The sequence below is a fragment of the Streptomyces sp. NPDC037271 genome, from assembly GCF_055603605.1.
Genome location: NZ_JBVJVN010000016.1, coordinates 102,967 through 116,018, shown reverse-complemented (window position 1 = coordinate 116,018; position 13,052 = coordinate 102,967). Strand labels below are relative to the sequence as shown.

14 protein-coding genes are annotated in these 13,052 nt (G+C 72.4%); 10 read left to right on the top strand and 4 right to left on the bottom strand.

The window, feature by feature from the left end; all coding sequences use genetic code 11:
- Nucleotides 1–11 precede the first annotated feature (11 nt).
- Complete coding sequence (locus ACZ7G3_RS25090) at nt 12–1,235, bottom strand: erythromycin esterase family protein (RefSeq protein ID WP_470928322.1); 1,224 nt, start codon at nt 1,233–1,235, stop codon at nt 12–14.
- Nucleotides 1,236–1,293: 58 nt separating this feature from the next.
- Here ACZ7G3_RS25090 and ACZ7G3_RS25085 point away from each other — a divergent pair, with 58 nt between their 5' ends.
- Complete coding sequence (locus ACZ7G3_RS25085; RefSeq protein WP_470928321.1) at nt 1,294–2,097, top strand: TioE family transcriptional regulator; 804 nt, start codon at nt 1,294–1,296, stop codon at nt 2,095–2,097.
- Between the two features lie 73 nt (nt 2,098–2,170).
- Nucleotides 2,171–3,031, top strand: coding sequence for a thioesterase family protein (locus ACZ7G3_RS25080; RefSeq protein ID WP_470928320.1), 861 nt, complete (start codon nt 2,171–2,173; stop codon nt 3,029–3,031).
- Nucleotides 3,032–3,171: 140 nt separating this feature from the next.
- On the opposite strand, the gene ACZ7G3_RS25075 is transcribed toward ACZ7G3_RS25080, so the two are convergent.
- Nucleotides 3,172–3,825, bottom strand: coding sequence for a TetR family transcriptional regulator (locus ACZ7G3_RS25075; RefSeq protein ID WP_470928319.1), 654 nt, complete (start codon nt 3,823–3,825; stop codon nt 3,172–3,174).
- A gap of 115 nt (nt 3,826–3,940) precedes the next feature.
- On the opposite strand from ACZ7G3_RS25075, the gene ACZ7G3_RS25070 reads away from it, so the two are divergent.
- The 3 genes from ACZ7G3_RS25070 to ACZ7G3_RS25060 all read left to right on the top strand — a co-directional run bounded on the left by ACZ7G3_RS25070 (nt 3,941) and on the right by ACZ7G3_RS25060 (nt 5,779).
- On the top strand, nt 3,941–4,108 hold the full coding sequence (locus ACZ7G3_RS25070) for a hypothetical protein (RefSeq protein WP_426524818.1): 168 nt from the start codon (nt 3,941–3,943) through the stop codon (nt 4,106–4,108).
- 32 nt (nt 4,109–4,140) lie between these two features.
- Nucleotides 4,141–4,410 (top strand): DUF4190 domain-containing protein, encoded by a 270-nt coding sequence (locus tag ACZ7G3_RS25065; RefSeq protein WP_470928318.1) that lies wholly within the window; start codon nt 4,141–4,143, stop codon nt 4,408–4,410.
- 199 nt (nt 4,411–4,609) lie between these two features.
- Nucleotides 4,610–5,779 carry a cysteine desulfurase family protein gene (locus ACZ7G3_RS25060; protein ID WP_470928317.1) on the top strand — a complete coding sequence of 390 codons (1,170 nt, stop codon included), beginning with the start codon at nt 4,610–4,612 and terminating at the stop codon, nt 5,777–5,779.
- A gap of 16 nt (nt 5,780–5,795) precedes the next feature.
- Here ACZ7G3_RS25060 and ACZ7G3_RS25055 read toward each other — a convergent pair whose 3' ends face one another.
- On the bottom strand, nt 5,796–6,620 hold the full coding sequence (locus ACZ7G3_RS25055; RefSeq protein ID WP_470928316.1) for an N-acetylmuramoyl-L-alanine amidase: 825 nt from the start codon (nt 6,618–6,620) through the stop codon (nt 5,796–5,798).
- Nucleotides 6,621–6,680: 60 nt separating this feature from the next.
- Here ACZ7G3_RS25055 and mnmA point away from each other — a divergent pair, with 60 nt between their 5' ends.
- On the top strand, nt 6,681–7,811 hold the full coding sequence (gene mnmA / locus ACZ7G3_RS25050; protein WP_470928315.1) for a tRNA 2-thiouridine(34) synthase MnmA: 1,131 nt from the start codon (nt 6,681–6,683) through the stop codon (nt 7,809–7,811).
- Nucleotides 7,812–7,930: 119 nt separating this feature from the next.
- Here mnmA and ACZ7G3_RS25045 read toward each other — a convergent pair whose 3' ends face one another.
- Complete coding sequence (locus ACZ7G3_RS25045; RefSeq protein WP_470928314.1) at nt 7,931–8,254, bottom strand: DUF427 domain-containing protein; 324 nt, start codon at nt 8,252–8,254, stop codon at nt 7,931–7,933.
- Nucleotides 8,255–8,346: 92 nt separating this feature from the next.
- Between ACZ7G3_RS25045 and ACZ7G3_RS25040 the strand changes: the two genes are divergently transcribed.
- From ACZ7G3_RS25040 to ligA, 4 genes are read left to right on the top strand one after another with little or no spacing between them, the layout of a single operon-like run.
- The gene (locus tag ACZ7G3_RS25040) at nt 8,347–8,886 is read left to right on the top strand and encodes an LOG family protein (protein WP_426600264.1); all 540 of its coding nucleotides are present in this window, start codon (nt 8,347–8,349) and stop codon (nt 8,884–8,886) included.
- Nucleotides 8,887–8,913: 27 nt separating this feature from the next.
- Entirely contained in the window at nt 8,914–9,603 is a 690-nt protein-coding gene (locus ACZ7G3_RS25035) for an SDR family oxidoreductase (protein WP_426600263.1), read from the top strand.
- A 53-nt stretch (nt 9,604–9,656) separates the two neighbouring features.
- Nucleotides 9,657–10,670 carry a methionine synthase gene (locus ACZ7G3_RS25030; protein ID WP_470928313.1) on the top strand — a complete coding sequence of 338 codons (1,014 nt, stop codon included), beginning with the start codon at nt 9,657–9,659 and terminating at the stop codon, nt 10,668–10,670.
- Nucleotides 10,671–10,685: 15 nt separating this feature from the next.
- Entirely contained in the window at nt 10,686–12,881 is a 2,196-nt protein-coding gene (ligA, locus tag ACZ7G3_RS25025) for an NAD-dependent DNA ligase LigA (protein ID WP_470928312.1), read from the top strand.
- Nucleotides 12,882–13,052: the final 171 nt, after the last annotated feature.

Genomic DNA, 13,052 nt, shown 5'->3' with positions numbered 1-13,052 from the left:
GCCCGGCGGCACTACCGCCTGTCCGGGACGTCCTTGACGAACACCAGCCCGTCGATCGCGGCCAGGTGGGCCGGGTCGAGCGAGGCGTAGCCGAACCAGGGGGACACGCGGGACGCGGGCCGTGTGTCGCCGAGAACGCCGGCCAGCCCGGCGGCGTCGACGACGCAGCGCTCCTCCGGTAGCCCGTACAGGAGCCCTTCGACGGTGTCCGGCGGAGGGACGTCCACGCCCCGGTGCCTGATCGTGCCGAGGGCCGTGGCGACGACGGCGTACTCCTCGCCGAGCCGGGCGCTCACCAGCGCACCGGCGCTCCACCACTCCACCTGCCCCTGCCACATCCGCATCGTGCTCTTCTCCCGCTGGAGGTGGGCGTTCTGGGCGTGGACGAGCACCGGACCCCGGTCGGCGAGCGCGAGGAGGTTGTGGGCCATCATCCGGTCCCGCACGCCCAGCAGCCGGTTCATGCGTGCCGGTGAGGTGTCGGCCATCCAGGAGTGGTAGCGCAGCAGGCCGGTCGCGGCCCGCCCGTACAGGCATGCCCGCTCCCAGTCGTCCCGCGAGGTCGCCGCGAGCAGGTGCGGCGTCTGCTCGTCGAGCAGCGACACCAGGTCGTCGGCGAGCAGCCGCAGCTCCCCGGCCTCGGCCGACCGCCCCACGGACCGGGCCGGGTCCGTCATCGCGGCGGGTTCGGTCCACCGGTCGTCGGCGCCGAGCAGACGGTCGAGTGTCTCCGCGGTGCATGGGAGCAGGCCCGCGTCCACCCGGGCCTGCTCCAGGTAGCCGTGGAGCGCGGTGAGCGCCTGCCGGGGGCTCGCGGCGCCGGTGATCTCCAGCGGGCCGTCGAAACCGGCGAAGCGGAGCCGCTCGGCGGCCGGCCGGCCCTCCTTGTCGGCGCGCTCGTTGTGCGCGCGCATCCAGCGCGCGAGTTCGCGGTTGGCCGCCGAGGCTCCCCAGCCGTGGCTGAACCCGTGCTCCATGACCTCGTCGAGGGTGCCCGTGCCGGAGGTGACGTAGTCGTCCACGACCAGGCCCATCAGACAGTCGCTCTCGAGCGCGATCGTCCGGTAGCCCTCCACTTCGACGAGCTGCCGGAAGAGGTCGTTGCGGATCTCGAGCAGGGCGTCCTCGCCGTGGGTGGGTTCGCCCAGGGCGAGCAGCCGGGGCCGGCCGGGGAGCAGCGCCATGACGGCGGCGGACTCGACGGGGTGGACGGTGTCCTCGATGCCAGTAGCCATGCCTTCAACGCTATCGTTGAACTTCCGGTTGAAACTCTGTCGCGATACTGTCCCGCCCATGGTTCGAAAGTCTCAAAGCAGTGACAGGCTCAGGCCGGTCGATCTCGCGCGCGGGCACGGTCTGTCGACGCAGGCCGTCCGGAACTACGAGGAGGCCGGCATCCTCCCGGCCGCCGGTCGCACGGCCCACGGCTACCGCACCTACACCCCCCTGCACGCCCGGGCGCTGGACGCCTTCCTCGCCCTGGTGCCCGGCCACGGTCACCAGCCGGCGGCGTCGATCATGCGGGCCGTGAACCGGGACGCGGTGGACGAGGCGTACCGGCTCATCGACGAGAGCCACGCCCAGCTGCTCGACGACCGGCGAACGCTCCGGGCAGTGGAGAGCGCGCTGCGCGACCTGGCGCCCACCGCGGACGCCGCTCCCGCCTTGCACCCCGCGCCCGGTGTGCCGGCGGCCGGTTCCGGCGGAACGTTCGTCGGTCCGCTGGCGGCGGAGCTCGGTATCCGGCCCGCGACGCTGCGCAAGTGGGAGCGTGCCGGGCTGGTGCGCCCGCGCCGCGACCCGCTGACCGGATACCGGGTCTACAGCGAGACCGACGTACGGGACGCCCGGCTGGCCCACCAGCTCAGACGGGGCGGCTATCTGCTGGAGCAGATCGCCCGCGTGATCGACCAGGTGCGGGCCGCCGGTGGACTGGAGCCGCTGGAGGCGACCCTGCACGACTGGCACGGCCGGGTGTCCGCTCGTGGACGGGCGATGCTGACCGGCGCGGCCGAACTGGAGGCGTACCTCCGTGAGCGCGGACGAGGGCTCAGTACCCCGAGCGGGGGAGGAGGGGATGAGGAGACGAGGGGGTGAGGGGTTGATGGCCGGGCACCTCCCGTCAGCAGAAAGCTACCGCTTAGTAGACCCCTTGTTGTACCGTGCAGCCATGCCAGAAGCAGCCTCCGCAGCGGCCACGCGTGCCACCATCGGCGACAGCGAGTTCGACCGGGACACCACCGTCACCCGGCGCGCCCCGGGCGTCTACGACATCGACCTCTCCGCCGGCTGGACGATCATCAACGCCGTCAACGGCGGCTACCTGCTGGCCGTCCTGGGCCGCGCCCTGGGGGACGCCCTCCCGCACCCCGACCCCTTCACCATCTCGGCGCACTACCTCACGGCCTCCCGGCCGGGCCCGGCGGTCGTGCGCACCGAGACCGTCCGCACCGGGCGCACCGTCTCCACCGGCCAGGCCTCCCTCTTCCAGTACGACGACGAGGGCAACGAAGTCGAGCGCATCCGCGTCCTCGCCTCCTACGGCGACCTCGACGCGCTGCCCGACGACGTCCGCACCTCGGCGAAGCCCCCCGCGATCCCGCCGATGGACCAGTGCTTCGGCCCGGAGGACGGCCCCGCCCCCGTCGATGGCAGTTCGGCCATCGCCGACCGGCTGATGCTCAAGCTGGACCCGGCCACGCTGGGCTGGGCGCTCGGACAGCCCTCGGGCCGGGGCGAGATGCGGGCCTGGTTCGGCCTGGCCGACGGCCGCGACGCCGACCCCCTGTCGATGCTCCTCGCGGTGGACGCGCTGCCCCCGACCGCCTTCGAGCTCGGGCTCAAGGGCTGGGTGCCGACGGTCGAGCTGACCGTGCACGTGCGGTGCCGCCCGGCGCCGGGCCCGCTGCGCGTCTCCATCACCACCCGCAACCTCGCCGGCGGCTTCCTGGAGGAGGACGCCGAGGTCTGGGACAGCGCCGACCGCCTGGTGGCCCAGTCCCGGCAGCTGGCCCGGGTCCGGCTCGGCTGACCCTTGTCCCTCGCGGCGGGGCCGACGCCGTGAAGTCCGGCCGTCCCGTCGTCCACCGGGACGTCGTCGAGGCACTGTCCGCCTCCGGCGTCCCGGTTCGAGGCCGGTCCGAAGCCGGTCCTTCGACGGCCGGTGAAGCGTCAGTCCAGCCAGTGCCGGCGGCCGAGGCCGATCAGCCGCATCTGGCGGGTCGCGGTGTCGGCGGCGCGCCGGCGCGACTCGTCCGACGTCCCCGGTGTCCCCGGTGTCTCCGGGGCCTCCAGTGCCTCCAGGAACAGGGAGCCCGTGGCGAGCATCTGGTCGACGTACAGACCCGCGAGCATCAGCAGGTCGGCGTCGCTCCAGCCCTCCGACACCGGGTCCTTGGCCAGCTCGGCCTTCACCTCCTCGGCGAACCGGGCCAGTTGCTCCCGTATCGCCTCCCGTACCGGCTGCACCCCGCCGTGCCGCTCGCGGGCGATGAACCGGACGTGGGCGGGGTACGCGGCCACGTGACCCGCGATCAACTCGACCGCCCGGGCGATGCGTTCCTCGCTGCCCCCGGCCGGTGACACCGTCGTCCTGATCATCGGGTGCAGACTGCCCAGCGCCTCCTCCACCAGCGCCACGCCGAGGTCGGCGGTGGAACGGAAGTGCCGGTAGAAGGCGGTCGGGGCGACGCCCGCGGCGCGGGTGACCTCGCGCAGGCCCAGGCTGCTCAGACTCTGCTCCTCCAACAGTCCGAGAGCCGCGTCCATGAGCGCCTGCCGGGTCTTCTGCTTCTGTGCCTGCCGAACGCCGACGGTGTGACTCATGCCATGCAGTTAACAACTGTTCTCTCGAATTGGAAAGCCGTGCGGCGCGCTAGACTGCCAAGTCAGTGAACAACTGTAACCGCAATCGTTCACGAGAGGTCGGAGGATCCGCTCCATGCTGTTTCTCGTCGCCGCACTCCTGCTCTTCGGCCTGGTGCTGGGCACCGTCGCCCACGCCCCGCCCGCCTTCTCCGCCGCCGCCGGACTGGTCATCGCCGTCTGGCTCGGCATCTTCGCGATCCGTGAGCGGCACGGCCGCCGGCGGAGCACCTCGGCCCGCTGACGCACGGACCGTCGCCCAGTAGGGAGATCACCATGCAGCTCACCGCACCGGCCACCACCCACCGGACCGGCATCCGGGACACCGACGGCATGGCCGTCGCCTCCTTCGTCCTCGGCCTGCTCGGTCTGCTCGTGCTCAACGTCCTCCTCGGCCCGATCGCCATCGTCCTGGCGTGCGTCGCCCTGCGGCACGGCACCGCACGCCGCGGCCGGGCCCTGCTCGGTCTCGGACTGGGCGTCGCCGACCTGCTGGTCCTGGCGGCGTTCATGGCCGCGGACAACACGATGTCGTGGAGCGTGTGAGTCACGCCGCGGACCGCACGAGCAGCGGCGCCAACCGTGCGGGCCGCGCACCAAGAGGTTGAGCGCGCAGGGGCCGAACATGAAGCGGTCGAACACCAAGGGGCCGAACGTGAAGAAGCCGAACACGAAGGGGCCGAACGCAAAGAGACCGGCCTTGATCTGAGGCCCGGCGGGAGTGCCCCGTAGAATCGGGCCCACCATGGCTTACCTCGACCACGCCGCGACCACCCCGATGCTTCCCGAGGCGGTCGAGGCACTCACCGCGCACCTGGGCGCCACCGGCAACGCCTCCTCCCTCCACGCGTCCGGCCGCCGCGCGCGGCGTACCGTCGAGGAGGCCCGCGAAACCCTCGCCGAGTCCCTCGGCGCCCGCCCCAGCGAGGTGGTCCTCACCTCCGGCGGCACCGAGGCCGACAACCTCGCCGTCAAGGGCCTGTACTGGGCCCGCCGCGACGCCGACCCGGCCCGCACCCGCGTCCTGACCAGCCCTGTCGAGCACCATGCGGTCCTCGACGCCGTCCACTGGCTCGGCGAGCACGAGGGCGCGAGGGTCGAGTACCTGCCGGTCGACGCGCACGGCCGCGTCCACCCCGAGGCCCTGCGCGAGGCCATCGCCCGTGACCCCGCCGACGTGGCCCTCGCCACCGTCATGTGGGCCAACAACGAGATCGGCACGATCATGCCGGTCCGTGAACTCGCCGACGCGGCCGCCGAGTTCGACGTGCCCCTGCATGCCGACGCGGTCCAGGCCGTCGGCCAGCTCCCCGTCGACTTCGCCGCTTCCGGACTCGCCGCCATGACGGTTTCCGGCCACAAGATCGGCGGCCCCTACGGCATCGGCGCGCTGCTGCTCGGCCGCGAGCACAGCCCCGTACCCGTCCTGCACGGCGGCGGCCAGGAACGCCACGTCCGCTCCGGCACCCTCGCCGTCCCCGCCGTCGCCTCCTTCGCGGTCGCCGGCCGCCTCGCCACCGGGCAGCGCGAGTGGTTCGCCCGCGAGATCGGAGCCCTGCGCGACGACCTGGTCGACGCCGTCCGCACGGCGGTCCCGGACGCCATCCTCGGCGGCGACCCGGCGCCGCAGGGCCGCCTCCCCGCCAACGCCCACTTCACCTTCCCGGGCTGCGAGGGCGACTCCCTCCTCCTCCTGCTCGACGCCCAGGGCATCGAGTGCTCCACCGGGTCCGCCTGCACCGCGGGCGTCGCCCAGCCCAGCCACGTACTGCTGGCCACCGGCACCGACCCCGACCTGGCCCGCGGCACGCTGCGCTTCTCCCTCGGCCACACCTCCACGGAGGCCGACGTCGAGGCGCTCGCCAAGGCGATCGGCCCGGCGGTGGAACGGGCCCGGGCGGCGGGGCTGACCTGAGCGCGGCGGGGCCGACCTAAGCGCCGGACGGGGACGGCCCCCCCGACGGACTGCCCGTCGGACTGCCCGACGGGGCGCTCGTGGCCGCCCGCCGGACCAGCTCCATGTACCGGTCCCAGTCCCAGTGCGGCCCCGGATCGGTGTGATCGGTGCCCGGCACCTCCACGTGGCCGATGATGTGCTCGCGGTCCATGGGTATCTCGTACCGCGCGCAGATCCCCGCCGTCAGCCGCGCGGAGGCCGCGTACATCGCGTCGGTGAGGTCCTGCGGGCGGTCCACGAAACCCGCGTGCTCGATGCCGACACTGCGCTCGTTGTAGTCGCGGTTGCCCGCGTGGTAGGCCACGTCCAGCTCACGGATCATCTGGGTGACGCGCCCGTCCTGCCCGACGATGTAGTGCGAGGCCGCCTTGTGCGCCGGGTTCTGGAACGCCCTCACCGCGCTCTCGAAGCTGCCCTGCGTGACATGGACGATCACCATGTCGACGCCGAAGTCGTCCGGCCGGTCCGCACGCCGCCAGTTCTCGTCCGAGGCCGCCACCCACCGCGCGCCGCTGTAGTCGACCGCGCCCTCCTCGCGGGGCCGCTCGACTCCCGGCACCCGCCACCACAGGCGCGCCAGCTCGTCGCGCGCCAGCACGGCGGTGCCCACGGCCGTCGCCGCACCGCCGACGAGCAGCGCCCGCCGGCCGATACGCCGGTCCGCGTCCTTGGACCCGCCGGTGGACCCGCGGGCAGACCCGCCGGGGGGCCCGCCCGTCGCGCCACCGGTCGATCCGCCGGTCGAACCACCGGTGGATCGACCAGTGGATGAGCTTCTGGATCCGTGCTTCGCCCCCATACGATCTTCAACGCATACTCGCGCGCTCCGGTTCCCGCCTCCCCGTACCCTGGAAGGGTTATGACTGACACCCCGCAGCGCACCCGTCCCCTCCGCGTCCTCGCCGCCATGTCGGGCGGAGTCGACTCCGCCGTCGCCGCCGCCCGTGCGGCCGAGGCGGGGCACGACGTGACCGGCGTCCACCTCGCTCTCTCCGCCAACCCGCAGTCCTTCCGCACCGGCGCGCGGGGCTGTTGCACCATCGAGGACTCGCGGGACGCCCGCCGCGCCGCGGACGTCATCGGCATCCCCTTCTACGTCTGGGACCTCGCCGACCGCTTCCGGGAGGACGTCGTCGAGGACTTCGTCGCCGAGTACGAGGCGGGCCGCACCCCGAACCCGTGCCTGCGCTGCAACGAGAAGATCAAGTTCGCCGCGCTGCTCGACAAGGCGCTCGCCCTCGGCTTCGACGCCGTCTGCACCGGTCACTACGCCCAGGTGATCCTCCGGGAGGACGGCACGCGAGAGCTGCACCGCGCCTCCGACATGGCCAAGGACCAGAGCTACGTCCTCGGCGTGCTGGACGACCGTCAGCTCGCGCACGCCATGTTCCCGCTCGGCGACACGGTCACCACCAAGGACGAGATCCGCGCGGAGGCCGAGCGGCGGGGCCTCGCGGTGGCCAAGAAGCCCGACTCGCACGACATCTGCTTCATCGCCGACGGCGACACCCAGGGCTTCCTGGCCGACCGGCTGGGCAAGGCGGAGGGCGACATCGTCGACGAGGCGGGCAACCGGCTCGGCACCCACGAGGGCGCGTACGGCTACACCATCGGCCAGCGCAAGGGCCTCAGGATCGGCACCCCGGCCCCCGACGGCAAGCCGCGCTACGTGCTGGACATCTCCCCGGTGAACAACACCGTCACCGTCGGCCCGGCGGAAGCCCTGGACGTCGACGCCCTGCGCGCGATCAAGCCCCGCTGGTGCGGCGCCGCCCCGACCGGCCCCGGCACCTACACCGCCCAGCTCCGCGCCCACGGCGGCGAGACCGAGGTCCGGGCGGAACTGGTCGACGGGACCCTGGAGGTGACGTTCACCGAGCCGGTGCGGGGTGTGGCCCCCGGCCAGGCGATCGTGCTGTACGACGGCACGCGCGTGGTGGGCTCGGCGACGATCGCGTCCACGACGCGCGTGACGGCCGGCGCGGTCTGAACCGCGGGGGCGCCGTCCCGGGGCCGCTCACCTCGCGGGGCCGCTCACCTCGCGAAGAACTCCGCCGGCACCGGGCCCAGTACGCCCGGCTCCACAGAACCGCCCGGGAACGGCTCGGCTCAGGACACTTCGACCTCGTAGAAGCAGAGGTGGTCCTTGATCTCCGCCACCTCCGGCTTCGGGTCCGGGTAGGCCCAGACCAGGTCCGCCGCGTCCGGCAGCGACCAGTAGGAGGCGTCGCCCTTGAAGGGGCAGTGCGTCTGCGTGTCGGACGGGGTCAGCAGGTCCAGGCGTACGTCCTGGGCCGGGATGTAGTACCGCTCGGGAAGGCCCGTCTCCCGCAGCACCAGCGCCTTGTCGCTCTCCGCCAGGACCTGCCCGCCGTGCACCACGCGCACGTGCCGGTCGCTCGGCTCGACGGTGATGCGGTGTCCCTTGGTCACGGTCGTCCTCCTCGGTGACAGTGGTCTCGGTCACTACAGCGTGCCCGCAGGCCGGGTTCTTCCCCGCCGGGCGCCGAACGTACCGTTGCCCCATGAACATCTGCGTCTTCCTCTCCGCCGCCGACCTCGACGAGCGCTACACGCGCCCCGCGAAGGAGTTCGCCGAACTGCTCGGAAAGGGCGGTCACACCCTGGTGTGGGGCGGCTCCGACGTCGGACTGATGAAGGTGGTCGCCGACGGCGTACAGGGGGCCGGAGGACGGCTGCTGGGAGTCTCCGTGGACTTCCTGGCGGCCAAGGCGCGCGAGGGCGCCGACGAGATGGTCGTCGCCCGGGACCTCGCCGAGCGCAAGCGGCTGCTGCTGGAGAAGGCCGACGCCGTCGTCATCATGGTGGGCGGCACCGGCACGCTGGACGAGGCCACGGAGATCCTGGAGCTGAAGAAGCACGGGCACACCGACAAGCCGGTCGTCCTGCTCAACACGGCCGGCTTCTACGACGGCCTCAAGGAGCAGTTCCGCCGGATGGAGGACGAGGGCTTCCTGCCCCGCCCCCTCACCGAGCTGGTGTTCTTCGCCGAGGAGCCCGTCGGGGCGCTGGCCTACCTGGAGGAGAGCCAGGGCGTCGCATGACCCCGCGGTGATGCGAGCATGGCGGGCATGGCTACACATGTGATCACCGGAGCGGGCTCCGGCATCGGCGCGGCCGTGACCCGCCGCCTGCACGAACGCGGTGACGAGGTCGTGCTGCACGCGCGCGACGCGGGCCGCGCGAAGGAACTGGCGGCCGCGTTCCCCGGCGCGAAGACGCTGGTCGGCGACCTGGCCGACCCCGACAAGCTCTCCTGGGCCTTCTCCCACCAGACCCTGCCCGACCGCGTGGACTCGCTGCTGCACATCGCCGGCGTGGTCGACCTCGGCCCGGTCGGCGACCTCACGTCCAGGACCTGGCGCAACCAGCTCAACGTCAACCTGGTCGCGCCCGCCGAGCTGACCCGCCTCTTCCTGCCCCAGCTGCGCGTCGCCCAGGGCCACGTGCTGTTCGTCAACTCCGGTTCCGGCCTGAACGCCCACGCCGGCTGGTCCGCGTACGCCGCCTCCAAGCACGGCCTGAAGGCCCTGGCCGACGCCCTGCGCCAGGAGGAGCACGCGAACGGCGTCCGCGTCACCTCGGTCTACCCCGGCCGCACCGCCAGCCCCATGCAGGCCAAGGTCCACCAGCAGGAGGGCAAGGAGTACGACCCCGCCCAGTGGATCGACCCCGAGTCGGTCGCCACGACGATCCTGATGGCCCTGGACCTGCCGAGGGACGCGGAGGTCAACGACCTGACGGTGCGGCCGGGACGGTGACCGCAGGCGGGGGAGCGGGCGCCGGGGCGATGCCGCCCGCATAGGCTGGCCGGGTGAGCGACAACAGCCAGACCAGCCCGCGTTTCGGCCCCGCCACCGGCGTCGGCTCCCAGCCGGGGGACGACGCCCGCGAGGCCGTCAAGACCGCCACCGGCACCTTCGAGGACTTCCCGTACCTGCCCGAGCTGCCCGCCCGCGGCCCCGGAGCCGACATGATCGGCCGCACCGCCGGAATGCTCGTCGAGCTGTACGCGCGCGTGGAGCCCAGCGGATGGCGGCTCGGCGACCGCCCGGGACGGGACACCAAGCGGGCCCGGGCCTGGCTCGGGCAGGACCTCGACGCCCTGGAGGAGTTCACCCAGGGCTACGAGGGGCCGCTGAAGGTCCAGGCCGTCGGCCCCTGGACGCTCGCCGCCGCCCTGGAGCTCAGGAACGGCGAGGCGGTCCTCTCCGACGCCGGCGCCTCCCGCGACCTCGCCGCCTCGCTCGCGGAAGGCCTGCGCCTGCACCTGGCGGAGGTCCGGCGCCGCGTACCGGGCGCCCGGCCCGTGCTCCAGCTCGACGAGCCGTCCCTCACCGCCGTACTGCGCGGCCAGGTGCGCAGTGCCAGCGGCTACCGCACCCACCGGGCCGTCGACCGCCAGGTCGTCGAGGCAGCGCTCCGCGACGTCGCCGGGGTGCACGGGGACGGCCCCGTCGTGGTCCACTCCTGCGCACCGGACGTGCCGTTCGCCCTGCTGCGCCGGGCCGGCGTCGCGGGTGTCTCCTTCGACTTCTCGCTCCTCACCGAGCGTGACGACGACGCGATCGGTGAGGCGGTCGAGGGCGGCACCCGGCTGTTCGCCGGTGTCGTCCCGGGCACGGATGCCGCATTGTCGGACCCTGCCGGTAGCGTCATGGGGGTCAGGACGCTGTGGCGCAGGCTGGGGCTGCATCCGGGGCTTCTCGCGGAGGCGGTCACCGTCACGCCGGTGTGCGGACTCGCGGGCGCGTCCCCCGAGTACGCCCGCCGGGCACTCGCCCACTGCGCCCGGGCGGCGAGATCCCTCGCGGACGACCCAGAGTAACGGGAGGACAACACGGTGGCCGGCGACAAGCAGGCGGAGACGACGAGCGTGCCCGCCGAGGCGCGCGAGAAGCACGTGCAGCTCGCTGAGCGGATCGAGGAGCACCGCTTCCGGTACTACGTGAAGGACGCCCCCGTCGTCAGCGACGCGGACTTCGACCGGCTGCTGCGTTCCCTGGAGGAGCTGGAGGAGGAGTATCCGGAGCTGCGCACCCCGGACTCCCCGACCCAGAAGGTCGCCGGGTCCTACGAGACGGAGTTCACGGCCGTCGAGCACCGCTCCCGCATGCTCTCCCTCGACAACACCTTCAACGACGAGGAGCTCGCCGCCTGGACCGAGCGCATCGCCAGGGAGCTCGGCGAGCAGGAGTACCACTTCCTGTGCGAGCTGAAGGTCGACGGACTCGCCGTCAACCTCACCTACGAGCGCGGCCGGCTCGTCCGCGCGGCCACCCGCGGCGACGGCCGCACCGGCGAGGACATCACGCCCAACGTCCGCACCATCGCCGAGATCCCGGAGCGCCTGAAGGGGGACGAGGTCCCCGACCTCGTGGAGATCCGCGGCGAGGTCTACTTCCCGATGGAGAAGTTCCAGGAACTCAACCAGCGGTTGAACGAGGCGGGCGACAAGCCCTTCGCCAACCCGCGCAACGCGGCGGCCGGTTCGCTGCGCCAGAAGGACCCGCGCGTCACCGCCACCCGCCCGCTGCACATGGTGGTCCACGGCATCGGCGTCCTGGAGGGCTTCAAGGGCATGACCCGCCTCTCCCAGGCCTACGACCTGCTGAAGACCTGGGGCCTGCCCACCTCCCCGCACAACAGGGTGGTCGACGGACTCGACGGCGTACGCGAGTTCATCGCGTACTACGGCGAGAACCGGCACTCCGTGGCCCACGAGATCGACGGTGTCGTCGTCAAGCTCGACGAGATCCGCCTCCAGGGACGCCTCGGCTCCACCGCCCGGGCACCGCGCTGGGCCATCGCCTACAAGTACGCGCCGGAGGAGGTCAACACCAAGCTCATCGACATCAAGGTCGGCGTCGGCCGCACCGGCCGCGTCACGCCGTACGCGCAGGTCGAGCCGGTCACGGTGGCCGGCAGCGAGGTGGAGTTCGCCACCCTGCACAACCAGGAGGTCGTCAAGGCCAAGGGCGTGCGCATCGGCGACACCGTGGTGCTGCGCAAGGCCGGCGACGTCATCCCGGAGATCCTCGGGCCGGTCGCCGACCTGCGGGACGACACCGAGCGGGAGTTCGTCATGCCGGCCGAGTGCCCCGAGTGCGGGACGCCGCTGAAGGCCATGAAGGAGGGCGACATCGACCTCCGGTGCCCCAACGCCCGTACCTGCCCGGCCCAGTTGCGCGAGCGCGTCGCCTACCTGGCCGGCCGGCAGTGCCTGGACATCGAGCACTTCGGCGGCGTCGTCGCGGCCGCGCTGACCGGGCCGCTGGAGCCGGCCGACCCGCCGCTGGTGGACGAGGGCGACCTCTTCGACCTCACCGTCGAGAAGCTGCTGCCCATCAAGGCGTACGTCCTCGACCCGGACAGCGGGCTGCCCAAGCGCGACCCGAAGACCGGCGAGGAGAAGATCGTCACGGTCTTCGCCAACAAGGAGGGCGAGCCGAAGAAGAACACGCTCGCGCTGCTGAAGCACATCGAGGAGGCCAAGACACGTCCGCTCGCCCGCTTCCTCAACGGACTCTCCATCCGGCACGTCGGGCCCGTCGCCGCCCAGGCCCTGGCCCGCGAGTTCCGCTCGCTCGACCGCATCGAACAGGCCACCGAGGCGGAGTTGTCGATCACCGACGGCGTCGGCCCGATCATCGCCGGGGCCCTCAAGGAGTGGTTCGCCGAGGAGTGGCACCGCGAGATCGTCCGCAAGTGGAAGGCGGCCGGAGTCCCGTTGGAGGACCGGTCGACGGGGGAGGACGAGGGGCCGCGCCCGCTCGAGGGACTCACCGTCGTCGTCACCGGCACCCTGGAGGACTTCACCCGGGACGGAGCCAAGGACGCCCTGCAGAGCAGGGGTGCGAAGGTGACCGGATCGGTGTCCAAGAAGACGTCGTTCGTCGTGGTCGGTGACAACCCGGGATCGAAGTACGACAAGGCGATGCAACTGAAGGTGCCGGTTCTGAACGAGGACGGTTTCACCGTCCTGCTCGAACAAGGACCCGAAGCGGCGGCCGGCGTCGCGCTTTCGGCTGAGGAATAGCGGTTGAAGGCCACCCGATCGGCGCATACCAGATGCATACGGGTGGCCTGGTCGCATTCGGGCAACCGTCGACGACCGGTGCCCCTGGAAGCCTTCCGCGGCCTACTGTTGAGATGTGCGCCCGCCGTGCCCAGTTGCGGTCGGGGCATCCCCCTGCCCCCGAGGGACGGG